This window comes from Sphingomonas sp. Leaf257, from assembly GCF_001422185.1.
In the GTDB taxonomy this organism is placed as follows: domain Bacteria; phylum Pseudomonadota; class Alphaproteobacteria; order Sphingomonadales; family Sphingomonadaceae; genus Sphingomonas; species Sphingomonas yabuuchiae.
Genome location: NZ_LMMH01000006.1, coordinates 22,352 through 46,547 on the forward strand (window position 1 = coordinate 22,352; position 24,196 = coordinate 46,547).

At 66.7% G+C, this 24,196-nt stretch carries 21 protein-coding genes and 1 tRNA gene; 14 read left to right on the forward strand and 8 right to left on the reverse strand.

The annotated features are described in order from the left end of the window. The first annotated feature begins 2 nt into the window (after positions 1-2). From pdhA to ASF14_RS06040, 4 genes are all read left to right on the forward strand, one after another. The gene (pdhA, locus tag ASF14_RS06025; protein WP_056432896.1) at positions 3-1,046 is read left to right on the forward strand and encodes a pyruvate dehydrogenase (acetyl-transferring) E1 component subunit alpha; all 1,044 of its coding nucleotides are present in this window, start codon (positions 3-5) and stop codon (positions 1,044-1,046) included. Position 1,047: 1 nt separating this feature from the next. Then, on the forward strand, positions 1,048-2,478 hold the full coding sequence (locus tag ASF14_RS06030; protein WP_056432899.1) for a pyruvate dehydrogenase complex E1 component subunit beta: 1,431 nt from the start codon (positions 1,048-1,050) through the stop codon (positions 2,476-2,478). Between the two features lie 88 nt (positions 2,479-2,566). Continuing rightward, the gene (locus tag ASF14_RS06035) at positions 2,567-3,259 is read left to right on the forward strand and encodes a squalene/phytoene synthase family protein (RefSeq protein ID WP_056432901.1); all 693 of its coding nucleotides are present in this window, start codon (positions 2,567-2,569) and stop codon (positions 3,257-3,259) included. Positions 3,260-3,537: 278 nt separating this feature from the next. Beyond that, positions 3,538-4,029 carry an EF-hand domain-containing protein gene (locus ASF14_RS06040; protein WP_056432906.1) on the forward strand — a complete coding sequence of 164 codons (492 nt, stop codon included), beginning with the start codon at positions 3,538-3,540 and terminating at the stop codon, positions 4,027-4,029. Here the strand turns inward: ASF14_RS06040 and trmFO are convergent. Then, positions 3,938-5,332 carry a methylenetetrahydrofolate--tRNA-(uracil(54)-C(5))-methyltransferase (FADH(2)-oxidizing) TrmFO gene (gene trmFO, locus ASF14_RS06045; protein ID WP_056432909.1) on the reverse strand — a complete coding sequence of 465 codons (1,395 nt, stop codon included), beginning with the start codon at positions 5,330-5,332 and terminating at the stop codon, positions 3,938-3,940. The genes ASF14_RS06040 and trmFO overlap by 92 nt on opposite strands. Positions 5,333-5,406: 74 nt before the next feature. Here trmFO and ASF14_RS06050 point away from each other — a divergent pair, with 74 nt between their 5' ends. Beyond that, positions 5,407-5,841, forward strand: coding sequence for a DUF488 domain-containing protein (locus ASF14_RS06050; protein WP_056432911.1), 435 nt, complete (start codon positions 5,407-5,409; stop codon positions 5,839-5,841). Between the two features lie 4 nt (positions 5,842-5,845). Here ASF14_RS06050 and ASF14_RS06055 read toward each other — a convergent pair whose 3' ends face one another. From ASF14_RS06055 to ASF14_RS06075, 5 genes are all read right to left on the reverse strand, one after another. Then, positions 5,846-7,126, reverse strand: a complete 1,281-nt coding sequence (locus ASF14_RS06055) for a methyl-accepting chemotaxis protein (RefSeq protein WP_082442102.1) — start codon at positions 7,124-7,126, stop codon at positions 5,846-5,848. Between the two features lie 93 nt (positions 7,127-7,219). Beyond that, positions 7,220-7,570, reverse strand: coding sequence for a DUF952 domain-containing protein (locus tag ASF14_RS06060; protein WP_056432917.1), 351 nt, complete (start codon positions 7,568-7,570; stop codon positions 7,220-7,222). Then, positions 7,567-10,317, reverse strand: coding sequence for a DNA gyrase subunit A (gyrA, locus tag ASF14_RS06065; protein WP_056432920.1), 2,751 nt, complete (start codon positions 10,315-10,317; stop codon positions 7,567-7,569). The genes ASF14_RS06060 and gyrA overlap by 4 nt, the downstream gene beginning before the upstream one ends. Before the next feature lie 346 nt (positions 10,318-10,663). After that, positions 10,664-11,362, reverse strand: coding sequence for an SDR family NAD(P)-dependent oxidoreductase (locus ASF14_RS06070; protein ID WP_056432922.1), 699 nt, complete (start codon positions 11,360-11,362; stop codon positions 10,664-10,666). Further along, the gene (locus ASF14_RS06075) at positions 11,359-12,099 is read right to left on the reverse strand and encodes a YaaA family protein (RefSeq protein ID WP_056432925.1); all 741 of its coding nucleotides are present in this window, start codon (positions 12,097-12,099) and stop codon (positions 11,359-11,361) included. Before ASF14_RS06075 ends, ASF14_RS06070 begins: the two co-directional genes overlap by 4 nt. A 168-nt stretch (positions 12,100-12,267) precedes the next feature. Here ASF14_RS06075 and ASF14_RS06080 point away from each other — a divergent pair, with 168 nt between their 5' ends. After that, positions 12,268-13,557, forward strand: coding sequence for a hypothetical protein (locus ASF14_RS06080; protein WP_056432928.1), 1,290 nt, complete (start codon positions 12,268-12,270; stop codon positions 13,555-13,557). Positions 13,558-13,789: 232 nt separating this feature from the next. Here ASF14_RS06080 and ASF14_RS06085 read toward each other — a convergent pair whose 3' ends face one another. Beyond that, positions 13,790-14,257, reverse strand: coding sequence for an Lrp/AsnC family transcriptional regulator (locus ASF14_RS06085; RefSeq protein WP_042487895.1), 468 nt, complete (start codon positions 14,255-14,257; stop codon positions 13,790-13,792). A 191-nt stretch (positions 14,258-14,448) separates the two neighbouring features. On the opposite strand from ASF14_RS06085, the gene ASF14_RS06090 reads away from it, so the two are divergent. Continuing rightward, positions 14,449-16,275 (forward strand): sensor histidine kinase, encoded by a 1,827-nt coding sequence (locus ASF14_RS06090; RefSeq protein ID WP_056432929.1) that lies wholly within the window; start codon positions 14,449-14,451, stop codon positions 16,273-16,275. A 2-nt stretch (positions 16,276-16,277) separates the two neighbouring features. Further along, on the forward strand, positions 16,278-17,276 hold the full coding sequence (locus ASF14_RS06095) for a WalW protein (protein ID WP_201780549.1): 999 nt from the start codon (positions 16,278-16,280) through the stop codon (positions 17,274-17,276). 36 nt (positions 17,277-17,312) lie between these two features. Here ASF14_RS06095 and ASF14_RS06100 read toward each other — a convergent pair whose 3' ends face one another. After that, on the reverse strand, positions 17,313-18,356 hold the full coding sequence (locus ASF14_RS06100) for a mannose-1-phosphate guanylyltransferase/mannose-6-phosphate isomerase (protein ID WP_082442103.1): 1,044 nt from the start codon (positions 18,354-18,356) through the stop codon (positions 17,313-17,315). A gap of 169 nt (positions 18,357-18,525) precedes the next feature. Between ASF14_RS06100 and ASF14_RS06105 the strand changes: the two genes are divergently transcribed. From ASF14_RS06105 to ASF14_RS06130, 6 genes are all read left to right on the forward strand, one after another. After that, a complete protein-coding gene (locus ASF14_RS06105; RefSeq protein WP_056432935.1) occupies positions 18,526-19,914 on the forward strand; it encodes a TIGR03013 family XrtA/PEP-CTERM system glycosyltransferase in 1,389 nt (462 codons plus the stop codon). A gap of 65 nt (positions 19,915-19,979) precedes the next feature. After that, positions 19,980-21,932, forward strand: coding sequence for a tetratricopeptide repeat protein (locus ASF14_RS06110; RefSeq protein WP_056432937.1), 1,953 nt, complete (start codon positions 19,980-19,982; stop codon positions 21,930-21,932). A 46-nt stretch (positions 21,933-21,978) separates the two neighbouring features. Continuing rightward, positions 21,979-22,812 (forward strand): ATP-binding protein, encoded by an 834-nt coding sequence (locus tag ASF14_RS06115; RefSeq protein ID WP_056432940.1) that lies wholly within the window; start codon positions 21,979-21,981, stop codon positions 22,810-22,812. Positions 22,813-22,929: 117 nt separating this feature from the next. Continuing rightward, positions 22,930-23,006: transfer RNA gene (locus ASF14_RS06120), tRNA-Pro, on the forward strand. A gap of 75 nt (positions 23,007-23,081) precedes the next feature. Then, on the forward strand, positions 23,082-23,633 hold the full coding sequence (gene pnuC, locus ASF14_RS06125; RefSeq protein ID WP_056432943.1) for a nicotinamide riboside transporter PnuC: 552 nt from the start codon (positions 23,082-23,084) through the stop codon (positions 23,631-23,633). Then, a complete protein-coding gene (locus ASF14_RS06130; protein WP_056432946.1) occupies positions 23,615-24,157 on the forward strand; it encodes an AAA family ATPase in 543 nt (180 codons plus the stop codon). Before pnuC ends, ASF14_RS06130 begins: the two co-directional genes overlap by 19 nt. The last annotated feature ends 39 nt before the right edge of the window (positions 24,158-24,196 follow it).

The window sequence follows — 24,196 nt, forward strand, 5'->3', positions numbered from 1 at the left end:
CTGTGGCAAAAGCTCCAAGCCGTACCAGCGAGCCCCCCATTCCCAATCGGGAGCGTCCCGCCGAACCGCAACCGTTCCAGGCTACCAAGGAACAGTTGCTGGATTTCTACAAGCAGATGCTCCTGATCCGCCGCTTCGAAGAAAAGGCGGGTCAGCTTTATGGCCTGGGCCTGATCGGCGGTTTCTGCCACCTGTATATCGGCCAGGAAGCCGTGGCGGTGGGTCTCCAGTCGGCGCTCGACGGCGACAAGGATTCGGTCATCACCGGCTATCGCGACCATGGCCACATGCTCGCCTATGGCATCGATCCCAAGGTCATCATGGCCGAGCTTACGGGGCGTGCCGCCGGCATCTCCAAGGGCAAGGGCGGGTCGATGCACATGTTCTCGACCGAGCATAAGTTTTACGGCGGCCACGGCATCGTGGGCGCGCAGGTGTCGCTGGGCACCGGTCTGGCGTTCGGGCACAAGTACAGCAATGACGGCGGCGTCTGCCTCGCCTATTTCGGCGACGGCGCGGCCAATCAGGGCCAGGTGTACGAGAGCTTCAACATGGCCGAGCTGTGGAAGCTCCCGATCATCTTCGTGATCGAGAACAACCAGTACGCCATGGGCACCGCGGTCAACCGCGCTTCGTCCGAGGACCAGCTGTATCGCCGTGGCGAAAGCTTCCGCATCCCCGGCATCCAGGTCGACGGCATGGACGTGTTGGCCTGTCGCGGTGCGGCCGAAGAGGCGCTGGCCTGGGTCCGCGCGGGCAAGGGCCCGGTCATCCTCGAGATGAAGACCTATCGCTATCGCGGTCACTCAATGTCCGACCCCGCCAAGTATCGCAGCCGCGAGGAAGTGCAGGGCGTGCGCGACAAGTCCGATCCGATCGATCACGTGAAGCGACTGCTCGAAGAGCAGGGCGTGACCGAGGCCGATCTGAAGGTCCTGGAGCAGGATATCCGCAAGCAGGTCAACGAGGCGGCGGACTTCGCCGAGCAGACCCCCGAGCCCGACGTGGCTGAACTCTACACTGAAGTGCTGGTGGAGCGTTACTAAGATGGCGATCGAGATCAAGATGCCGGCCCTTTCCCCGACCATGGAAGAGGGCACGCTCGCCAAGTGGCTCGTGAAGGAAGGCGATACGGTCAAGTCCGGCGACATCATGGCCGAGATCGAGACCGACAAGGCGACGATGGAATTCGAGGCTGTGGATGAAGGCGTGATCGCCAAGATCTTGGTGGTCGAGGGCACCGACAATGTGAAGGTCGGCACCGCCATTGCGCTGCTGGCCGAAGAAGGCGAGGACGTCGCGTCCGCCGCCGCTTCGGGTTCGCGTTCGGGCGATGCCGCCAATGCCGCGCCGAAGAACGAGGCGACCGACCACAACGCGCCGCCGATGCCGGAAGGCGCCGCCGCCGCCGAGCAGGAAAGCGGCACGCAGAAGCTGGTCGCCGCGGCCGAGCAGGAAGCGCCCGCCTCGCCGGAGATTCCGGAAGGCACCGAGATGGTGAAGCTCACCGTCCGCGAAGCGCTGCGCGACGCGATGGCCGAGGAAATGCGCGCCGACGACCGCGTCTTCGTGATGGGCGAGGAAGTCGCCCAGTATCAGGGCGCGTACAAGGTCACGCAAGGGCTGCTGGACGAGTTCGGCGACCGTCGCGTCATCGACACGCCGATCACCGAATATGGCTTTGCCGGTGTCGGCACGGGTGCGGCCATGGGCGGCCTGCGCCCGGTCATCGAGTTCATGACGTTCAACTTCGCCATGCAGGCGATCGACCACATCATCAACTCGGCCGCCAAGACCAACTATATGTCCGGCGGCCAGATGCGCTGCCCGATCGTGTTCCGTGGTCCCAACGGTGCCGCCAGCCGCGTCGGAGCGCAGCACTCGCAGAACTATGGTCCGTGGTACGCTTCGGTCCCCGGCCTGATCGTGATCGCGCCCTATGACGCGGCCGATGCCAAGGGCCTGCTGAAGGCGGCGATCCGTTCGGAAGACCCGGTCGTGTTCCTCGAGAACGAGCTGATGTACGGCCGTTCGTTCGATGTGCCCAAGCTCGACGATTTCGTTCTGCCGATCGGCAAGGCGCGGATCATGCGCGAGGGCAAGGACGTGACCTTGGTCTCCTACTCGATCGGCGTGGGCGTCGCGCTCGAAGCCGCCGAGAAGCTGGCCGCCGAGGGCATCGATGCGGAGGTCATCGACCTGCGCACGCTGCGTCCGCTCGACACCAAGACGGTGCTGAAGTCGCTCGCCAAGACCAACCGTCTGGTCGTGGTCGAGGAAGGCTGGCCGACCTGCTCGATCGCGTCGGAAATCACCGCCGTCGTGATGGAAGAAGGCTTCGACGACCTCGACGCGCCGGTGCTGCGCGTGACCAACGAGGACGTGCCGCTGCCTTATGCCGCCAACCTCGAAAAGCTGGCGCTGGTCGACGCGAACAAGGTCGTCGCGGCGGTCAAGAAGGTGACCTATCGCGGCTAAGCCGTGAAGTAACCTGTTGGTTGAAAGGGGCCTTCCGGGAAACCGGGAGGCCCTTTTTCATGCGCGCGACCTGTGCGAAGGGCAGGGAATGACCGACGCTCCCGCATCCGCCACGCCCCCGCCCGCCATCGAAGCGGTGATGCGCGAACAGGCGCTGGCGGTGGGTTATGCACCCGCGTCGGCACGCGAGGGGTTTGCGGCGCTGCTCGATCTCGACCACCAACTCGCCTCGATCCTGCAAAGCACGACCGAGCCGATGATCGGTCAGATGCGGCTGACCTGGTGGTATGAGGCGCTGGAAAAGCTCGACCACGAGCCCGCCCCCGCGCATCCGGTGTTGCAGCGGCTGGCGGACTCGGTCCTGCCCGGTGGCGTCCGGGGGGCTGATCTGGCGCCGATGATCGAGGGGTGGGAGGCGCTGCTCGATGATGGCGAGGCGCTGGATAACGAGCGGATTGCGCGTCATGCCGAGGCGCGCGGGGGCGTGTTGTTTGCGAGCGTCGGACGGTTGCTGGGGCAATCGGGGACGGCGCCGCTGGGGGAGGGATGGGCGAAGGCCGATCTGGCGCAGCATGTTTCCGATGAAGCGTCCCGCACGCGAATCGGGGCTGCGGCTTTGTTGGATTTGGACGCGATACTGGCGTCGAAATCACCCAAGCCGGTTCGGGGTTTGAGTGGATTGGCCATCTTGGCCCGCGAAAGCCTGCGCCACCCGGACCGTCTGCCCGGCCACCCGATGCGCGCCGCGCGATTGGCGTGGCACGGCCTGACGGGGCGCTGACGCCCCTATTCTCGCGACGGAGCCGTACCCCGGCGAAGGCCGGGGTCCAGTTACTACGCGGCTTATGGCGCGCCATGGATAGGCGAAGAAGCAAATGCCTGCGCCGTCGATAAGGCAGAGAAACTGGACTCCGGCCTTCGCCGGAGTACGCCCGAGGTGCGGCAGGGGCCAGCAACCCCGTTCAGCCTGACCGAAGTCGAAGGCCAAGGGAATCGCCTTGTCGCCCAGGCCTAACCCCGGTTAACCATGACCCCGTCGAACGGGGGGAGACGGAACCGATGTGGCGCTATCTGGCCGGTGGGTTGGGCACGCTCGTGCTGGTGGGGGCAGGGCTGTTCCTATGGGGCAGCCGACCCGACACACCGTCCCCGCTCCCCGCCGCAAGTGCCGCAACGGGGGCTTCCCCCCAAACCGCCGCCGACGACGTACCCTTACCCGAAGCCTCCGCCCGCACGCGTGAACAGAAGCGCTTCGACCGCTACGACAAGGACCGCGACGGCACGATCACCCGCGAGGAATATCTCGCCGCGCGTCGCAAGGCCTATGCCAAGCTGGACCGCGACGGCGACGGCAAGCTGTCCTTCGACGAGTGGGCGATCAAGGCCACGACCAAGTTCGCCACCGCCGACCATGACAAATCGGGCACGATGAACGCGGCCGAGTTCGCCACCACCGCCGTCAAGCGTCGACCGGCTGCTCGGCGGGACTGTCCTCCGGCGCGAACGGCACCGGCTGAGGCACCGGAGGCGGGCCAGGCGGAAGAGAATTGAGCCAGCCGGGCAGCGCCTCGCGCGCGCGGTCGGTATACATCCGCTTGCGGTCGGCCTTTTTCGTCCGGCCGGGAATGGGCGGGAACAGGCCGAAATTGACGTTCATCGGCTGATAGGTCTCGGCCTCCGCCAGCCCGGTGATATGGCCGAGCAGCGCTCCCAAGGCGGTCTCGACCGGCGGTGGCGCGATCGTCTTGCCGGTCAGTTCGGCGGCAGCGAAACGTCCGGCGAGCAGGCCGATCGCCGCGCTCTCGATATAGCCCTCGCACCCCGTGATCTGGCCCGCGAAGCGCAGGTTCGGCCGTGACTTCAGCCGCAGCGTCGCATCGAGCAACTCGGGCGAGCGGATGAAGGTGTTGCGGTGCAGGCCGCCCAGCCGCGCGAACTCGGCCTTTTCCAGGCCCGGAATGGTGCGGAAGATGCGGATCTGCTCGGCATATTTCAGCTTGGTCTGAAAACCGACGATGTTCCACAGCGTGCCCGCCGCATTGTCCTGGCGCAGCTGGACCACCGCATAGGGCCAGCGCCCGGTGCGCGGATCATCCAGCCCGACGCCCTTCATCGGCCCGAAGCGCAGCGTCTCGACCCCGCGCTCGGCCATCACCTCGACCGGCATGCAGCCGTCGAAATAGGGCGTGTTCTTTTCCCACTCGCGAAACTCGGTCTTCTCACCGTCGAGCAGCGCCTGATGGAAGGCGTAATATTGCTCCTTGTCCATCGGGCAGTTGATGTAATCCTTGCCGGTGCCCTTGTTCCAGCGGCTCTGGAACCAGGCGACGTCCATGTCGATCGACTCGCGGTGGACGATGGGCGCGATCGCATCGAAAAAGGCCAGCGCCTCCGCGCCGGTCGCCTCGCCGATGCCGCCCGCCAGCGACGGCGCGGTCAGCGGGCCGGTCGCGATGATCGCGGGGCCGTCCGGCAATGCATCGATCCGTTCGCGCACGATGGTGATGTTGGGATGGGCCTCGAGCGCCGCGGTCACACCGCCCGAAAAACCGTCGCGATCGACCGCCAGCGCGGACCCGGCGGGCACCGCATGGGTGTCGCCCTTGGCCATGATGATCGAGCCGAGCGCGCGCATTTCCTGATGCAGCAGCCCGACCGCGTTGGAGGTCGCATCGTCCGAACGGAAGGAGTTGGAGCAGACCAGCTCCGCCAGGTCGCCGCCATGATGGGCAGGGGTGGTGTCCGCGCCCCCGCGCATTTCGGACAGGCGCACCTTCAGCCCCGCCTCGGCGAGCTGCCACGCGGCTTCCGAGCCCGCGAGCCCGCCGCCGATCACATGAATGTCATAGGTCATCGCGCCGCCTTAAACCCGGACGGCCCCGGTTGGAAGGACTTGGCGTGTGGGACCCGGCTCCCCAAGTCGGTGACATGACCACCATCTTCACCATCGGTTACGAGGGCGCGACCGTCGACGGCTTCCTCGCGACGTTGAAATCGGCCGGGGTCGAACGGCTGATCGACGTTCGCGCGTTGCCGCTGTCCCGGCGTCCGGGATTTTCCAAGTCGCCGCTGGCCGCCGCGCTGAAGGAGGTCGGCATCGACTATGTCCATCTGAAGGATCTGGGCACCCCTAAGCGCGGACGCGATGCGGCCAAGAAGGGCGATGTCGGCACCCTGCGCGAGGTCTATGACGACCAGCTGGCCCTGCCCGAAGCGCAGGCCGCAGCCGCGCGGATGCTCGATCTGGCGGGCGAGAAACCGAGTGCGCTGCTATGCTTCGAGCGGGACCCCTGTCACTGCCACCGGACGCTGTTGCTGGAGGCGGTGGGGCAGGGGATGACCGTCGTCGATCTATACGTCTGATCCGTCAGAGAACGGACGCGACGAAGGCGTCGGTGCGGTCGCGCAGCATCCCGATATTCCTTTCCAGCGCCTGGGCCAGGGTCAGCAGCGATCCGGCGTCCTGGTCGATCCGGTTGGCATCCTGCTGCAATTGATGGACCTGCTGGCCGACGCGGTGCGCGGAGGCGACCGACTGGTCGACGCTGGCGGCGATGCCGGTCGTGGCGAAGCCCTGTGCCGCCACCGCCTCGTCGATCGATTGCGAGATGGCGCCGATCGTGTCGACCGCGCGGTTGAGCTGCGCCTGTTCAGCGACCAGCGCGTGGAGATTGGCGGTGACCTCGCCAATATTGCGCGCGGCGTCGCGTGCGGCTTCGCGGGTCTGCCCGGCCAGCGCCTTCACCTCATGTGCGACGACGGCGAAGCCCCGCCCGGCATCGCCTGCGCGCGCCGCCTCGATCGCGGCGTTCAGTGCGAGCAAATTGGTGCGCGCCGCGACGGTTTCGATCAGTGTCAGCAGGGTGTCGATCGTCGTCGCGCTTGCGGTCAGCGCATCCGCCCGCTGGTCGGTGGCGGCGATCCGGTGGCGGACGACCTCGCGAATGGTGCGCGACTGGTCCATGTCGCGGGTGATGGCGGCAAAGGCGTCGGCCAGACCATGGCCGCGCGCGGCGATATCGCTGAGCGCGTGGCCGGTATCGGCCATCGCCTCGGTCATGCGATCCGCGCTGCCCTGCGTCTCCCCGGCGTAGCGGGCGAGGGTGCTGGCCATGCCGCCCATATCGGCGGTGGCACGCAGAAGATCCGCGGACAGGGCGGCGATGTCGGCGGTGAAGGATCGCGCGGCCTCGTCGATGCGCCGCGCCCGCACCATGCGCTCCTGCGCCAGGGCCATCTGTGCGTCGGCCGCCAGTCGGGCGATCCGGGCTGCGTCGAGCAGGCCGGTGAACACGCCCTTACTGGTCAGGATCAGCGCGTCGGGGGCACCCCAATCGGCATGAAGCGCCAGCTTTTCGGCCAGCGGCGCGTCCTCCTCACAACTGGGATGCGAGCGGACATAGGCGGTCAGGCTGGCGCCGAAATCGGGGTTGTGAAGCAGCGCATGGCCGAACGGGTTGTAGAGCAACCCCTTCACATCGCGTTCGACGATCGCCCCGACCGGCCGTCGTTCGGCATCCAGGACCGGCAGCAGCCGCATGTCCGGGCTCTGCCGAAACAGCGCGATGGCGTCGATCAGCGATGCATCCGCCGCGATGACCGGGTTTTCCATAGTTGCGGACCAGGAGGAGAAGGCGGGCGGCTTCATCACGATCCGCCGTACGACAGGACCGTAAACGCGATGTGATGATTCTGTGACGTGTCGATGACGAAACGGAATCGACCGATGCCGGTGGGGGGATTAGCCCGCCACCGGCAGACGGACCGTGCCGTCCTCGTCCCGCTTCATCGGGCCATAGGCGATCACCGCCGTCAGCGGCAAATCGGCATAAAGATGCGGGAAGAGTTGGCCACCACGGCTCTCCTCCCATTTCACCGCCTCGCCCATCGCCTCCAGATCGACGGCCGCGATGTGCAGGTCACTCTGTCCGGCGAAGTGCTTGTCCACCGTCTCGGTCAGCTGGGCGGCGGTGGAGAGGTGGATATAGCCATCGGCCAGATCCACCGGGGCGCCCGCAAAGACGCCCTCCTGCTCCAATACCGTCATCTGATCGGCGGTCAGCACCTTATAGGCGGTGGCGGGAAGGGTCATTCGCCGTCCTCCGGTCCGGCGGCCAGGTTCTCGCCGACGACCGCATCCGGCTCGGGCGCGATCTCGGGGGTGCCGTCGGCCAGGTTCATCTCGGCATCCTCCTCGGTCTCCTCGATGCGCGCGGCCGAGACGACATGCTCGCCCGGTGCGACGTTGAAGAGCCGCAGACCCGCCGAGCCGCGCCCGATGACGCGCAAGCTCGCCAGCGACATGCGGATCAGCTTGGCCTGGTCGGTCACGAGCATCAGCTGATGCCCCTTGGCCGCCGGGAAGCTGGCGACGACATCGCCGTTGCGGGCGATATTGTCGATATTGGTGATGCCCTGACCACCGCGACCCGTGCGGCGATATTCATAGGCCGAGGACAGCTTGCCATAGCCATTGGCGCAAACGGTCAGGATGAACTGCTCGCAATTGCGCAGCTCCTCGAAGCGTTCGACCGACAATTCGGGCTCGCCTTCCTTCTCACCCTTCCAGGGGGCGAAGCGCAGATAAGCCTCGCGCTCCTCCTGGGTGGTGCCGACGCGGTGCAAGACCGAGAGCGAGATGACCTCGTCCTCACCCTTCAGCGCGATGCCACGAACGCCGGTCGAGGTACGGCTCTGGAACTCGCGGACATCGTCGGCGGCGAAGCGGATCGCGCGGCCGCAACGGGTGGCGAGCAGCACATCGTCTTCCGCACCGAGCAGCGCGACGCCGATCAGCCGGTCCTCGCTGCCCTCTTCGAAGCGCATCGCGATCTTGCCGTTCGAGGGCACGTTGGTGAATGCATCCATCGAATTGCGGCGCACCGCGCCCTTGGCGGTGGCGAACATGACGTGGAGCTTGCCCCACTCCGCCTCGTCCTCGGGCAGCGGCAGCACGGTCGAGATGACCTCGCCCGGTGCCAGCGGCAACAGGTTGACCATCGGCCGTCCACGCGTGGCAGGTCCACCCTCGGGCAGGCGCCAGACCTTATAGCGATAGACTTTGCCATGGTTCGAGAAGAACAGGACCGGCGTGTGCGTGCTGGTCACGAACAGCTCGGTGACGACGTCCTCGTCCTTGGTCGCCATACCCGAGCGACCCTTGCCGCCCCGGTTCTGCGCGCGGAAGGCATCGAGCGGGGTGCGCTTGATATAGCCCTGCATGGTCACGGTGACGACCATGTCCTCGCGCTCGATCAGGTCCTCGTCGTCGATGCCGTCGGCGGCGGCGGCGATTTCCGAGCGGCGCGGGGTCGCGAACTGGTCGCGGATCGCCACGAGCTCGCCGCGCATGACCTCATAGAGCTTCACACGGTTGGCGAGGATTTCGAGCAGCTCGGTGATCGAGTCCGCCAGACCCTTCAACTCGTCGCCGATCTCGTCACGGCCGAGCGCGGTCAGGCGATGCAGGCGCAGGTCGAGGATGGCGCGAACCTGGGTCTCCGACAGGCGATAGGTGTCGCCGAAACCCTCATGCTCGACCGCTTCGACCAGGCGGATATATTGCGCGATCTCGGCGATCGGCCATTCGCGGGCGAGCAAAGCCTCGCGCGCGGCGACCGGCGAGGCCGAGCCACGGATGATCCGCACCACTTCGTCCAGGTTCGTCACGGCGATGACGAGGCCCAGCAAGATGTGCGCCCGCTCGCGCGCCTTGGCCAGTTCGAACTTGGAGCGGCGGGTGATGACCTGCTCGCGGAACTGGACGAAGGCCTGGATGATGTCGCGCAGGTTCAGCAGCTCGGGCCGACCGCCGCGAATGGCGAGCATATTGGCCGGGAAGCTGGTCTGGGCGGGGGTATGGCGCCACAGCTGGTTGAGCACGACTTCCGGGGTCGCGTCGCGCTTCAGGTCGATAACGATGCGAACGCCTTCGCGGTTCGATTCGTCACGAATGTCGCTGATCCCCTCGATCCGCTTTTCCTTGGCAGCCTCGGCGATCTTTTCAACGAGCGCGTTCTTGCCCTGCTGATAGGGGATTTCGGTGAGGACGATGGCCCGGCGGTCGCCGCGCATCTCCTCGATCTCGTGGCGCGAGCGCACGATGATCGAACCGCGCCCCGTCTGGTACGCCGAGCGTGCGCCCGAACGGCCCAGGATCAGCGCGCCCGTCGGGAAATCGGGGGCGGGGACGATCTCGTTCAGTTCCTCGACCGTGATCGCGCCGTTTTCCATGTATGCGAGACAGGCGTTGACCACCTCGCCCAGATTATGCGGCGGGATGTTGGTCGCCATGCCGACCGCGATACCGCCTGCGCCGTTGACCAGCAGGTTCGGGTACTGGGCGGGCAGCACCGAGGGTTCGCGTTCCGAGCCGTCATAGTTCGGCTGGAAGTCGACCGTGTCCTTGTCGAGATCGTCGAGCAGCGAATTGGCGACCTTCGCCAGACGCGCTTCGGTGTAACGCATCGCGGCGGGCGGATCGGGGTCCATCGAGCCGAAATTGCCCTGACCGTCGATCAGCGGCACGCGCATCGACCAGTCCTGCGCCATGCGGGCCAGGGCGTCATAGATCGCGCTGTCGCCGTGCGGATGGTATTTACCCATCACGTCGCCGACGATGCGCGCAGACTTGCGATAGGGCTTGCCCGCGACGAAGCCGCTTTCGGCGGCCGAATAGAGGATACGGCGATGGACGGGCTTCAGGCCGTCGCGCACGTCGGGCAGCGCACGCGCCACGATCACGCTCATCGCATAGTCGAGATAGCTCGACTTCATCTCGTCGACGATGGAGATCGTCGAAATATCGGAAGGTTCCGCGAGGGTCGTCTCGTCGGCCAAAGTCTGTTGCTTTCCGGCTTGATGGTCAGATGGGAACCGAAGGTACTAGCCGAGCGTGAGCCGCCTGACCACCCCCGCGCGACCCATTCGCGAGCAGCCGTTTGGGAGGAACGGTGACTGCGCGGAACGAGGCGGCGGGGGCAGGCCCGACGGAATATGCTCCCCCCCCTCGGCAGCAGGTTCGCGGGACTTTGGAGGCGCTGGCCGCCGACGGGAGTAAACAGCGGCCAGCAAGGGTCTTATGGAATTTCAGTGGTTTCGGCTGGATGTCGCAAATGTTACAATGCTGTAATCTGAATGATAATCAGGGGCATAGGCTATTCCTCCCCTTGCAGGGGAGGAATGGTTAAGGCTGAACCTCTTTGCCTTCCCAGTCGAACAGCTTGCCGCTGTCGGGAGCCTTCAGCCCGTCGATCACGTCGAGCAGTTGCACCGCCGCGCGGTCGGGCGCGAACAGGCCACCAGGGCGGACATTGCCCTGGAACGGCCTGGACAGCGCGGTGTCGACCGTGCCGGGGTGCAGCGCGACGACGATCGAGCGGTCGTTGCGACGCTTGTGCTCGATCGCCAGCGTCCGAACGAACTGGTTGAGCGCGGCCTTGGACGCGCGATAGCCGTACCAGCCGCCCATGCGATTGTCGGAGATCGACCCGACCCGCGCTGAAAGAACCGCGAACAGCGTCTTGCCCGTGCGCGGCATCAACGGCAGCAGGTGCTTGGCGACCAGCGCCGGGCCGATCGCGTTCACCGCGAAATTGCGTGCCAGCCATTCGGGTGAAAGCTGGTCGAGCGCCTTTTCCGGCCCCCGTTCTCCGTCATGCAGCAGGCCGGTGGCGACGATCACCAGATCGGGGGCAGGGCCCTTGGCGATGCGTTCGGCGGCGGCGGCGATGCTTGCTTCGTCCTCGATATCGATGTGGCCGTCACCCGGCATCGAGCGGGCGAGGCGGGTGACGCGGACACCCTCTTCCTCCAACGCATCGGCCATCGCCTGGCCGATCCCGCCCGAGGCACCGATGACGACCGCCTGCTTCCACTCGCTCATCGCACGAATCTCCAAAGGGTCGGCGTGCTCGCCTCGGCATCGAACGCATAACCGTCGCTATCGAAACCGCGCATCGCATCGGTATCGGTGACGTGATGTTCGATCATCCAGCGGGCCATGGCGCCGCGCGCCTTCTTCGCATGGAAACTTATGAAACGGTCGCCCTCGCGGAAATCGACCGCGATGACCCGGATGGCGGCGGGCAGCTTGCCCTCGACCGCGTGCCAATATTCCTGGCTGGCGAGGTTCAGGATGGTGCCGGAACCCTCTGCCTCGACCTCTTGGGTCAGTCGCTCGGCGATGCGGTCTCCCCACCAGTCGGTCAGCTTGCCACCACCCGGCGCCCAGCGCGTACCCATCTCCAGCCGATAGGGGCGCATGGCATCGAGCGGACGGAGCAGGCCGTACAGGCCCGAAAGCATCCGAAGATGGCCTTGCGCGAACAGGACTGCGGGCATGTCGAGCGACTTGGCTTCCAGCCCGGAATAGACGTCGCCTGCGAATGCGAACATGGCGGGCCGCTCCAGCGCAGTGGCGAAATCGCGGAAGCGTTCGGCATTCAACTGCGCCAGCGCGGGCGAGATTCGCATCAGCGAGGCGAGCTTCTCCTCGCCCAATCCGGAGGCCGCCTTGGCCAGCGTCTGCGCCTCGTCGGCGAAATGGGGCGCGGTCGGCGCGAGGTCGGGCAGGGGGCTCTGATAGTCGAGCGTCTTGGCGGGGGAGATGACGGCGATCATGCCGCGCGGGCTAGCGCCGGGAGCGTTCGCGTTCAATCCGCGTTCAGCGGTTGTTGGATAGAGGGGACATCCACCAATCGCTTTGCTTGAACGGGACGCGCGCTGTCCCTATCAAGCCTGCCATCGACGATCCCGGACCGACCGGCTGTATTCTTGGAGAGAATTCGCATGAAAATCCTACCGAAGCTCGCGCTGGCGGCCGCGCTCGCGACGGGCATGGGCAGCGTCGTGCTGACCGCGCCGCTGTCTGCGCAGAAGAAGAAGGAAGAAGCGGCCGGTGGCCTGAAGTTGAGCCCCGAGGCGCTGAAGGCGGCCCAGGCCGCGCAGCCGGTGCTGCAGCAGAAGAATTATGCCGCCGCCGATCCGCTGGTCGCCGCGGTCGAGGCTGCCGCCAAGACCGAAGACGACAAGTATATCGCCGCGGCGATGCGCTACGAGCTCGAATCGGGCAAGCTGTTCGCGGCCCAGCAGGCCAATCCGAACGCCCCGGTCGACGAGGCGGTGCTGGCGAAGCCGCTCGACGCGCTGATCAACAGCCCGTCGACCCCGGCGGCCGACAAGCCGCGCTATGTCTATCGTCGCGGTGCGCTGGCCTTCAACGGCAAGCAGTATCCGATCGCGCTGCAATATTTCCAGCAGGCCAAGCAGCTGGGCTATAACGATCCCAACCTGCCGATGCTGATCGTCAAGTCGAAGATCGAGATGGGCGACGTGGCGGGCGGCAATGCCGAGCTGTCGTCGGTGATCGACCAGATGAACGCCTCGGGCCAGAAGGCGCCGGAGGACTATTACAAGTTCGCCATCGGTCGCGCCAACAAGGCCAAGATGGTTCCCGAGACGCTCGGCTGGATGCGCAAGTGGATCGCGGCCTACCCGACCCCGCAGAACTGGCGCAACGCGCTGGTCATCTATGGCCTGCAGCAGGGTTCGCTGGCGACGCTGGACAAGAACCAGAAGCTCGACCTGTTCCGCCTGATGCGCGCGTCCAAGTCGCTGGCCGACCAGAACGACTATATGGAATACGCGCAGTACGCGACGGACAAGGGCCTGCCCGCCGAAGCCGCGACCGTGCTGAAGGAAGGCATGGCGACCGGCAAGATCCCGGCTGGCAATGCCACGGCTAAGGCGATGCTGACCGCCGCCGAGACCAAGAACCGCCAGGAAGGCTCGCTCGCCCCGACCGAGGCGCGCGCCAAGTCGGCCGCCGACGGCAAGCTCGCCGCGCTGACCGCCGAGGCCTATTACGGCCAGGGCAACAACGCCAAGGCGGCCGAGCTGTATCGCCTGGCGCTGCAAAAGGGTGGCGTCGACGCCAATGAGGTGAATACCCGCCTCGGCATCGCGCTGGCCGCCAGCGGCGACAAGGCGGGCGCGAAGGCTGCCTTCGATACCGTCAAGGGTGCTCCGCGTGCCGATCTGGCGAGCTTCTGGAACACCTGGCTCTCGACCCAGGCGTAAGGAATGGGGCCCGCGCTCGAAAGGGCGCGGGCCTTTGCCGTTCTTGGCGGAGCGCGGGGCGTGGCCTTCGACTTCGCTCGGGCTGAACGGCTGTCAGGCCGGACTTGCGTCTTCCGACAATCCCCACGTCCGTTCAGCCTGAGCGAAGTCGAAGGCTACGCGACGTCCTCCAACTAAAAAGGCCGGTCCTCCGCCACGGAGAACCGGCCTTTTTATCGCCTCCGAAACCGGATCAATCGGCTTCGATCGGTATCCCCGAAACCTGCTTGGCCGTCCGGATGGTCAGCGACGTCTTGACGCTGGCCACGTTCGGCGCGGGCGTCAGATGGCCGGTCAAAATTTCCTGGAAGCTCTTCAGGTCCGACGCGACGATCTTCAGGATGAAGTCGATCTCGCCGTTGAGCATGTGGCATTCGCGCACCTCGGGGATGCCCGCGACATGCGCCTCGAAGGCGGCCAGATCATGCTCGGCCTGGCTGCGCAGCGACACCATCGCGAAGACGGTGATCGGGAAGCCCAGGCGTGCGGCGTCGAGGTCGGCGTGATAGCCACGAATGGCCCCGGCTTCCTCTAGCGCGCGGACGCGACGCAGACAGGGCGGCGCGGTCAATCCGACGCGTTCGGCCAGCTCCACATTGGTCATACGGCCATCGGCCTGCAACAGCGCCAGGATCTGCCGATCGATGCGATCGAGCGCCATTACACGATACTCCACATAAACTGCCGAATCCCTATGCTCTTTGACGGCGTACTATAAGAAAATTACGCACTACCGTAATTCTCGGGCATTGCAACGGCACCGATAAGGATATTTGCAGGTTACCAGTTGGAAGGATAAGGACGTTATAGAAGCGGCAGGAAGGCCGACCGGCCACGCGTGAAGGGAGCTCAGTGCGGTTCGACGATAGTCTGGCAACGATTTTATCGGCCGACACTGCGACGCCTTTCGGCGCGCAGACTGCCTGGCGGCAGCTGATCGACCTGATGAGCCGTGGGCGCGTGCCCGCCGATCCGCCGATGCTGGAGCGGCTCGCCGAATTGCGTGACAAGGTGGCCGAAGGCGTTCGCATCGCCAGCGCGCGCATGTTGAGCACCAGCCGCCCGCCCATCACGCTGGTGTCTTTCTTCGCCCAGGATACGTTGCCCGTCGCCGCGACCGTGTTGCGCAGCGTGCAACTGGCGGATGAGGATTGGTTGGCCATCCTCCCCGCGCTGAACCCGCGAACCCGTTCGGTCCTGCGGCACCGTCGCGATCTGTCCGATATGGTGATTCGCGGGCTGGAGAGTTTCGGTCCGGTCGATTTCGTCCTGCCGCATATCGCCGGCGCGGCCGAGCCAGCGCCGCAAGCAGCGGCCGTGCCGCTGGAAGCCGCGGCCGAACCCTTGGCGGAACCGGTCCGTACCGCGCCCGTCCGGGAAGAGCCGCTAAGGGTTCCGGAGCCCGTGGAAGAACCCGAAGCCGCGCCGGTATCGATCCTGCTCGAACCGCTGCCGACCCAGGCGGCGACGCCTTTCGTCGCGCTGGGCCAGGTCGCGCGCAGCCTGCCCTTCATGGCCGAGGCGATGCGCCACGCTCCGCCCCCCGCCGCCCCGCCCCGCTATGAGATCGCCGATCTCGTCGCGCGTATCGACGCCTTCAACCAGCGGCGCGAGGAAGTGACGGGCGCGACGCAGAATGATGCCGGGCCCGCCCATTTCGATTTCGAGACCGACGCCAACGGCCTGATCCTGGGCGTCGAGGGCGTCACGCGCGGCCCGCTGGTCGGCGTGAGTATCGCCGAGACCGCGATGCAGGGGCTGGCGCAGTTCGACGGCGTGGCGATGGGGGCCTTTCGTCGCCGCTCCGGTTTCCGGGACGCGCGGCTGGAGATCGGCGGCAGTTCGGCGGCGGCGGGATCGTGGCGGGTGTCGGCCATGCCCTTTTTCGATCCCGCGTCGGGTCGCTATGCGGGCTATCGCGGCAGCGGCCGTCGTCCGCGCCGGGACGAGATGGCCAATGTGGTCGAGGCGGCGCCCGAAACATCCTCGTCCGATTCGCTGCGCCAGCTGGTCCATGAACTCCGCACGCCCGCCAACGCGGTCGCGGGCTTTGCCGAGCTGATCGAAAGCGAATTGCTGGGGCCGGTGGCGCCCGTCTATCGCGACCGGGCCAGCGCCATCCGCGCGATGGCCGCCGACCTGCTCGCCTCGGTCGAGGATCTCGACACCGCCGCACGGATCGAGGGGCATGTGCTGGAGTTGCGGCCGACCATCGTTCCGCTCGCGCCGCTGATCCAGCGGGTGCTGGGAGAACTGGGGCCGCTGGCCGAACTGCGCCGTGCCGAAATCCGTTTCGATCCGTCTTCCGCGAACCTCTCGGCGCTTGCCGACGACCGGGCATGCGAGCGGCTGCTGACCCGTCTGTTCTCGGTGCTCCTGTCCAATTGCGTCGTCGGCGAGCGTTTGTCGGCCAGCCTGTCGATCGATCAGGGCATGGCGGCGCTGCGGATCGATCGCCCGCTTGCGCTGACGGTCGAGGCAGATGCCGCGCTGCTCAGCGAGGCGGGGGATGAGGAACAGCGTGACGGCGCGCCGCTGCTGGGCACGGGCTTTTCGCTGCGCCTGATCGACAAGCTGGGGGCCGAAATGGGCGGCGGCCTGACCATCGGTCTGCACCGGGTCGTACTGGCCCTGCCCATCGCCGAGGATCGGCGCGCAGGGCAGGCGTCGAGCGCCTGATCGTGCCCAGCGCCGCTCGTCCACGGCGCCACGAGGCCGCCTCCGCCGCCGAGCGGATCGTCTGGCCCGATGCCTTTGGGCGGCGGTTCCTGGTGACGGTCGATGTCGAGGAGGAGTTCGACTGGACCGCGCCGCTCGACCGGCGTCATCGCGCGACCAAGGCGATGCGGGCTTTCGGTCCGGCCCATCGCCGCTTTGCCGAGGCCGGTGTCGGTCTGGCCTGCATGGTGGACTATCCGGTCGTGGTGGACCCCGTCGCCGTGGACATATTGTCGGAATGTCTGGGCGATGGCCGGTCCGAGATCGGGGCGCAGCTGCATGGCTGGGTGACGCCGCCCTATCATGAGGTCGTCGATCCCTTCACCAGCCATGCGGGCAATCTGCCGATCGAATGGGAGGCCGCCAAGCTCGACACGTTGACGGACACGCTCGCCGAGGCCTTCGGTACGCGGCCGCGTTTTTTCCGGTCGGGTCGTTACGGCTTGGGTCCGGCCTCGCTTTCGTTGCTGGCATCGCGGGGCTATCGGATCGACAGCTCGATGCGGGCCCGCCATGATTACGGGCCAGGCGGCGGCATGGATTTCAGCGCCATCGACGCGCATGGTTTCCGCCGCGAGGGGATGGTCGAACTGCCCTTGACCAGCGTCTATACCGGATGGCTCCGGCGGGGCGGGGCAGCGCTGTACCGCCGGGCTGGGTGCTGGCCGCGCGGGCACGGTATCCTCGCACGGGCCGGGCTGCTGAACCGTATTCCCCTGACACCCGAGGGGGTAAGCATAGCCGACGCGCTGTCGGGGATCGACCGGGCGGTGGACGATGATGTGCGGCTGCTGACCTTTTCCTTCCACTCGCCGACGCTCGAGCCGGGGCATACGCCCTATGTCCGCGATGCCCGCGATCGGGCGATGTTCGATCGGTGGTGGGATAGGGTCTTCGAGCGGCTGGCCAGACTTGGTGTGACCGCGACGACCATCGACGAGATCCTAGCCGTTACCGGGTGACCGGGCTGCCGGCGAGGGGCAGCCCGGTCGCCGGGATCAGCGCTTCATCGCTTCGATCAGCTTCTTGACGTCCTGGCTGCGGCCGCGCGGCAGGATCAGGATATCGTCCCCGCTCGCCACGACGATCAGGTCCTGCACATCGACCGCCGCCACCCGGACGCGATCGGTGCGGATCAGGCAGTTCTTGGTATCGATCGCCAGCACTTCGCCGCGGTGGGCGTTGCCGAACCCGTCCAGCTCGCTGATCGCGTGCAGCGCGTCCCAGCTGCCGACATCGTTCCAGCCCATGGCGACGGGCACGACCGCGACACGGTCGGCGCGTTCCATCACGGCATAGTCGATCGAGTCCGACGGACAGGCGGCGAATTCGGTTTCGTTCGGGCAGATGCGCTTGCCCTCATGGTTGGCGGCGCGCATCGCCTTTTCGGCGGCGACCAGCATTTCGGGGGCGTGCTGCCCCAGTTCCTCCAGAAACCGGTCGGCGCGGAACAGGAAGATGCCGCCGTTCCAGGCATAGTCGCCGCGCGCCAGCATGGCCTCCGCACGCTCCAGCCGGGGCTTCTCGACGAAGCGGGCGACCTGATGCACGCCCGGTGCGATCTCGCGACCGACCTGGATCCAGCCATAGCCGGTTTCCGGTTTGTCGGCGGCGATGCCGAAGGTGGCGAGCCAGCCCTGCGACACCATCGGCAGCGCGGAGCGGATGGCGGCGTGGAAGGCGTCGAGATCGGCGATGACATGATCCGACGGCATGACCAGCAGCACGTCCTCGGGCTTGGCGGCCAGGGCAGCCAGCGCGATCGCGGGAGCGGTGTTGCGCGCCACCGGTTCCAGGATCAACGCCTGGGGCGGCGTGCCCGCTTGGGTCAGCTGCGCTTCGACGATATCGGCGTGGCGCTGTCCGGCGACGACGATGGGCGCGGCGAAGTCGTTGGAATTGGTGCGCTGTGCAGTAAGCTGCAACATCGTCTCTTCGGACGTCAGCGGCAGAAGCTGCTTGGGCATTTCCGGTTTGGACATGGGCCAAAGGCGTGTGCCGGAGCCACCGGAAAGGATGACCGGCACGATCGGATTATGCATGAATGCCCCTCAGGAATGTTCGCGCCACCCGGGAATGACATGGTGGAGCGGTCGGTTGTAACGCCTGCATAACGCATATCTTCACGGTTCGTTTGTCATTGTCTGCAAAAATATGGAAAGTCGCTCCAATAGCGGGGCTTAGGGTGCGTTGGGGAAGTCGGTCCGGTAGATGATCCGCCTGTTCAAACATTATGTCCCCCATGCGGCGCTGCTGCTCGGCCTGGTCGACTTCCTGCTGCTGATGGTCGCGGCCGAGCTGGGCTGGGTGCTGCGCGCGCATCAGATCGACTATCCGGTCGGCAGTTTGATCGAGCGGCTGCCCCAGGTGCTTAGCTTCGCGATCCCGCTTCAGATTTCGCTGCTCGCCGTGGGGGCTTATACGGCGGCGTCCTTCCTGTCGCTGCGGTTTGCGGCGGCGCGGTTGATGGTGGCGATCTCGCTGGGCGTGATTTTCCTGTCACTGATCTTCTTCTTCTTTCCCAGCGTCAGCTATTGGCGGTCCAGCCTGTTCTTTTCGATGGTCTTCGCGTCCGTGCTGCTGGTCGTGGTCCGTGGTATATTGGGGCGATATCTGGGCGGCGACCGGTTCAAGCGGCGGGTGGTCCTGATCGGTGCAGGCGCGCGGGCGGCACAGATCGCCGCGCTGGCGGAACAGCCGGGATCGAATTTCGTGATCGCCGGCGCGATCGCGATGCGCCCGGACGAGGATGCGGTGCCGCGCGCCGTGCCGCGTTCCGCCATCCCGAGCCTGTCGGCCTTCGTGCTCGAACGCGAAGCGGGCGAGGTGGTGCTGGCGCTTCAGGAGCGACGCGGCGCGCTACCCTATCAGGACTTGCTGCGCGTTCGCACGACCGGGGTCCATGTATCGGAAATTTCGACTTTTCTGGAGCAGCAGACGGGCCGTATCGACCTGGCCTCGGTCAGCCACAGCTGGCTGATCTTCTCCGATGGCTTTGCATCGGGCCGCATGTGGTCGGCCATGGCCAAGCGCGCCTTCGATATTTCGGTCAGCCTGATCCTGCTCGTCTTCGCGGTGCCGGTGATCCTGGTCACGGCGATCTTGATCCGGCTGGAATCGCGCGGGCCCGCTTTCTATCGACAGCGGCGCGTCGGCCTGTTCAACCAGCCCTTCGACATTCCCAAGCTGCGTTCGATGCGGCAGGATGCCGAACTGGCCGGGCAGGCAGTCTGGGCAGAGAAGGACGATCCGCGTATCACCCGTGTCGGACGTTTCATCCGCAAGGTACGGATCGATGAGCTGCCGCAGATATGGTCGGTACTGATGGGTGAGATGAGCTTCGTAGGTCCGCGCCCGGAGCGCCCGCAATTCGTCGAGCAGCTCGAACAGCAAATCCCTTTCTATGCCGAGCGTCATATGGTGAAGCCGGGTATCACCGGCTGGGCACAGCTGAACTATCCCTATGGCGCGTCGATCGACGATGCGCGGCACAAGCTGGAATATGACCTGTATTACGCCAAGAATTATTCGCCTTTTCTCGATGCGCTGATCCTTCTTCAGACGTTGCGGGTGATCCTCTGGCCCTCGGGCGCGCGCTGATCGTGAGCGAGGACAGGAGGGCGATACCGAGGGGGCGTGACCGGCGGCGGTTGCATCCCTATCCGATGATGCGACGCAAGCGGCGTATCTGGTGGCGGCGTTCGATCCAGCGGCGTCTCCGTATCCTGGCCGTGCTGGGTGTCATCGGTCTGGCCGTGGCCGGGTTGCTGGCGCTCGTCTATACCGGCAAGCCGCCGGTCGATCCGGCGCAGGCGCTGCGGCGTGCCACGGCCGCGCTGGAAGCGGGCAATTACCACGCGGCGCATGACCAGGCCCGGCAGGCGGCCGAAGCGGCTCCCCGATCGCAGGCGGCGCAGATGATGCTGGCGCGGACAAGCCTGTTGCTGGGCGAGGGTGTGACGGCGGATGCCGCACTCGACCGCGCGCTGAAGGACGGCGTGCCGCTGGCCCAGACGCTGGCGGCGCGGGCCGAGGCGCGGTTTCTCCAGGGCGATCTGGCGGGTGCGCAGGATGCGGTCGACCATATGCCTGCCGAGCGAGACGCGGCGATGGCGCGAATCGCGGCACAGGTGGCGGCGCAGGAGGATGGCGGCGTTCCCCTGCGACAGGCGCTGCAGGGCTTGGTCACCCTCTATCCCGATGATGCGCGCGTCTGGACCGATCTGGGGCGCAGCCGCTTTGGCGCGGGCGATATGGACGGAGCGTCCCGGGCGGCGGCGCGAGCGGCGGCGCTGGCTCCGGCCGATCCCGATGCACTGACCCTGCAGGGCGAGGTGCTGCGCGCTCGCTACGGCCTGGCGGCGGGGCTGCCCTGGTTCCGGGCGGCGTTGGCACGGGATGCCTATCATTTACGGGCCCTGATCCAATATGCCGCGACGCTCGGCGATCTGGGGCGGGCGAGCGACGCACTGGCGGCGACCCGATCGGCGCTGGTGTCGCAGCCCGGCAACCCCGACGCCTTCTATCTCCAGGCGGTCATCGCGGCGCGGGCGGGGCGTTATGCGCTGGCGCAACAACTGCTCCAGCTCACCGGCGGCGCGCTGCGGATGCGGCCCGGCACGGCGATGCTGGAGGGCGCCATCGCCTATGCGCAGGGACGGCCGCAGCGGGCCGCGCGCGCCTGGGCGCGGCTGGTGACGATGCAGCCCATGAACGTGGCGGCACGCGAACTGCTGGCGGCGGCGCAACTGGGCGCGGGGGACCGACCCGCCGCACTGGCGACGCTGCGCCCGATCCTGACGCGGGCCGATGCGGATGGATATGCGCTGCGGCTCGGCATGATGGCCGACCCCGAGAACGCATCGGTGCTGAGCGACCGAGTCGCCTCCGGGCAGCGGGGCGACGCCGCGATCTTCCGGCCCGATCGCCCGGTCGGCGAATTGAAGATGGCGGCGGCGGATTCTCCGACCGATCCGACCTATGCGCTGGGCCTGATCCGGGGGCTGGAAAGTCAGGGCGATCGCGCGGGGGCGATCCGGGTCGCCCAGTCTCTGGTCCGCGCGAGCCCCGGTGCTCCGGCGGCGCAGCTGGCTTATGGCGATGCCCTGGCCACCGCCGGGCAACATGCCGCCGCGCTGGGCCCTTATGCCAGGGCGGCGGACCTGACCTTCGACGAGCCGACCATGTTGCGGCTGGTCGATGGCTATCAGCGAACCGGGCGCGCCCGTAATGCGGCGGTCAGCCTGGGCCTGTATCTTTCGCAGAATCCGCAGAGCGTGCCCGCCCGCCGCCTGCTCGCCCAGTGGCAGATGGCCGCCGGGCGATGGGATGACGCGATCGAGACGCTGGAGGGGCTGCGCACCCAGCTCGGTGTGCGGGACGTGGCGCTGCTCCACGATCTCGCCATTGCCTATGCCGAGGCGGGGGATGGGGTGGTTGCGCGGCGTTACGCCGCAGCGGCCTATCGGCTAGCGCCGATGAATGCGGGGGTGGCCGATGCCTATGGCCGCGCGCTGGCCGTGGCGGGCGAGCCCGTGGGCGCTCGGCAGCTGTTCGACAAGGCGCTGGCCCTTGCACCGGGCAACCCCATGATCCTGGCGCACCGCGCCCAGCTCTGACGCCGCGCGCTTGGCAGGAGGGGAGGGGTGCCGTACCAGCGGCGCCATGACCGATCTCGCCAGCCCCTTTCCAGCCAGCCCCGTCCTGGAACGTATTGCCGCTGCTCTTGAGCGTCTGGCCCCGCCGCCCGCGCCGTCCGCCGATCCGCTGGCGCACCCCGCTTATATCTGGCGCGGCAGGGCGCTGCATGCCGCGCGCAGTTTCGCGCCGGTGCCGCTCGATCTGTTGCAGGGGTTGCACCAGCAGCGCGAGGCCCTGCTCGCCAATCTGGTCCGTCTGGCCGACGGGCATGCGGCACAGGACGTGCTGCTTTGGGGCGCGCGCGGCACCGGCAAGTCGGCGCTGGTCAAGGCGGGCGTCGCCGCCGTCCAGGCGGATCGTCCGGGGCGGCTGGCCCTGGTGTCGGTCGATACGCTCGATAGCCTGCCAGATATGTTCGCGATGCTGGAGGGCGTCGACCGCGCCTTTGCCGTCTTCATCGACGATCTGGGCTTCGACGAAGCGGGCGAGGCGCGCAAGCTGCGTTCGCTGCTCGATGGCGGGGCGGAGGCGCGGCCTGCGCATGTCCGACTGCTCGTCACCGCCAATCGCCGCCATCTGTTGCCTCGCGACCTGAGCGAGCAGGACAGCGCGATCAATCCGCGCGACGTGGTCGACGACCAGCTGGCACTCGCCGACCGGTTCGGGCTGAGCCTGGGTTTCCACGCCCTCGATCAGGATGGGTATCTGGCGATCGTGCGCGCCTATGCAGCACGCCATGACCTGCCGTTCGACGGGCATGAGGCGGTCAACTGGGCCACCCGCCGGGGCAGCCGTTCGGGGCGCGTGGCATGGCAATATATCGTCGATCTGGCGGGGCGGCTGGGGCGGAATCTGTAATAAATCAGGCGACGGATAAAAAACCTCTTGCACCCATCCGAGCCGCTGGCTATTGGCGCGCCTCCAGCACGGATCGGCCTTCCCGAAAGGCTTCGAAAGCGGTCCGTACTCTCTAGTCGGGGAGTAGCTCAGCCTGGTAGAGCACTGCCTTCGGGAGGCAGGGGCCGGAGGTTCGAATCCTCTCTCCCCGACCATTTCACCGCCTGACGCGGTCCAGTCCATCGATAGCGAACCGCCCCTGACAGGGCGCCCCGGCTCGACCGGGTGGCATGACCTGGCTCGAATCCATCGCCTTCATCCTCGGTGTCGCGAACGTCACGCTGGTCGTGCGGCGCAGCCTGTGGAACTATCCCGTCGCGCTGGTGATGGTGTCGCTCTATGCGCTGCTGTTCTGGCGCGAGCGATTGTACAGCGACGCCGCGTTGCAGCTCTTCTTCTTCGCGCTCAACCTCTATGGCTGGATCGTCTGGCGGCGCAGCGTGACGCAGGCGGGTGAGGTGACGGTCGACAGGCTGTCCGCGCCTGAGCGTGGCGGGTGGCTCGCGGGTATCGCGGTCGCCGCGCTCGGCTGGGGCGCGGTGATGGCGCACTGGACCGATGCGGCGATGCCGTTCTGGGATGCGGCCAATGCCGTCACCAGCGTCGCGGCGCAGATCTTGCTGGCGCGGCGGCGGCTGGAGAATTGGCTGCTGTGGATCGTCGTCGATCTCTCGTCCGTCGTGCTTTACGCGGTAAAGGGGCTGACATTGACCGCGATCCTCTACGTCATCTTCCTGGGATTGAGCCTGTGGGGGTATCGCGAATGGCGGCAGCGGGCGTGACCAGCATCTGTCTTCACGGGCCGGAGAGCACCGGCAAGTCGACCGTCGGGCCACGCCTGGCCCAGGCTCTGTGCGGCCGGTATCTGCCCGAATATGGCCGCGACTATGCCGAGGCGCATGGCACGGACTTCACCATGGCCGATCTGGTGGCGATCGGGCAGGGGCATGACGCGATGCTGGCCCGCGCGATGGCGGACGGGCCCTGGCCGGTCGTGACCGATACCGATCCGCTGATGACCGCCGTCTGGGCCGACATGCTGTTCGGGACGCGCGATCCGTGGTTCGCCCGGTGGGACCGGCTGTCCGACATCTATCTGCTCTTCGCGCCTGATTTGCCCTGGATAGAGGACGGCACCCGGCTGTTCGGCACACTGGCGGAGCGGCAGCGCTTCTTCGAATGGTCGCGGGCCGAACTGGATCGGCGCGGCGTTCGATACGCCCTGATCGAGGGGCAGGGCGAAAGCCGCTATGCAAATTGCATCGCCGCGCTAGAGCACTTTGGCATCCGCCCGCATCTTTGCTAGTGGCGTGATCGAATAGCTTTTCAGGAAACCATTCCCCCC

Coding starts and splice junctions, on each gene's coding strand:
- ASF14_RS06055 (WP_082442102.1), bottom strand. CDS start 7,126: ATGAAGCCGCCCGCCTTCTCCTCCTGGTCCGCAACTATGGAAAACCCG.
- ASF14_RS06100 (WP_082442103.1), bottom strand. CDS start 18,356: ATGCATAATCCGATCGTGCCGGTCATCCTTTCCGGTGGCTCCGGCACA.
- ASF14_RS06075 (WP_056432925.1), bottom strand. CDS start 12,099: ATGATCGCCGTCATCTCCCCCGCCAAGACGCTCGACTATCAGAGCCCC.
- ASF14_RS06080 (WP_056432928.1), top strand. CDS start 12,268: ATGAAAATCCTACCGAAGCTCGCGCTGGCGGCCGCGCTCGCGACGGGC.
- ASF14_RS06040 (WP_056432906.1), top strand. CDS start 3,538: ATGTGGCGCTATCTGGCCGGTGGGTTGGGCACGCTCGTGCTGGTGGGG.
- ASF14_RS06085 (WP_042487895.1), bottom strand. CDS start 14,257: ATGGCGCTCGATCGCATCGATCGGCAGATCCTGGCGCTGTTGCAGGCC.
- ASF14_RS06105 (WP_056432935.1), top strand. CDS start 18,526: ATGATCCGCCTGTTCAAACATTATGTCCCCCATGCGGCGCTGCTGCTC.
- ASF14_RS06115 (WP_056432940.1), top strand. CDS start 21,979: ATGACCGATCTCGCCAGCCCCTTTCCAGCCAGCCCCGTCCTGGAACGT.
- ASF14_RS06030 (WP_056432899.1), top strand. CDS start 1,048: ATGGCGATCGAGATCAAGATGCCGGCCCTTTCCCCGACCATGGAAGAG.
- ASF14_RS06130 (WP_056432946.1), top strand. CDS start 23,615: ATGGCGGCAGCGGGCGTGACCAGCATCTGTCTTCACGGGCCGGAGAGC.
- ASF14_RS06110 (WP_056432937.1), top strand. CDS start 19,980: ATGATGCGACGCAAGCGGCGTATCTGGTGGCGGCGTTCGATCCAGCGG.
- pnuC (WP_056432943.1), top strand. CDS start 23,082: ATGACCTGGCTCGAATCCATCGCCTTCATCCTCGGTGTCGCGAACGTC.
- ASF14_RS06035 (WP_056432901.1), top strand. CDS start 2,567: ATGACCGACGCTCCCGCATCCGCCACGCCCCCGCCCGCCATCGAAGCG.
- trmFO (WP_056432909.1), bottom strand. CDS start 5,332: ATGACCTATGACATTCATGTGATCGGCGGCGGGCTCGCGGGCTCGGAA.
- ASF14_RS06060 (WP_056432917.1), bottom strand. CDS start 7,570: ATGACCCTTCCCGCCACCGCCTATAAGGTGCTGACCGCCGATCAGATG.
- ASF14_RS06050 (WP_056432911.1), top strand. CDS start 5,407: ATGACCACCATCTTCACCATCGGTTACGAGGGCGCGACCGTCGACGGC.
- ASF14_RS06070 (WP_056432922.1), bottom strand. CDS start 11,362: ATGAGCGAGTGGAAGCAGGCGGTCGTCATCGGTGCCTCGGGCGGGATC.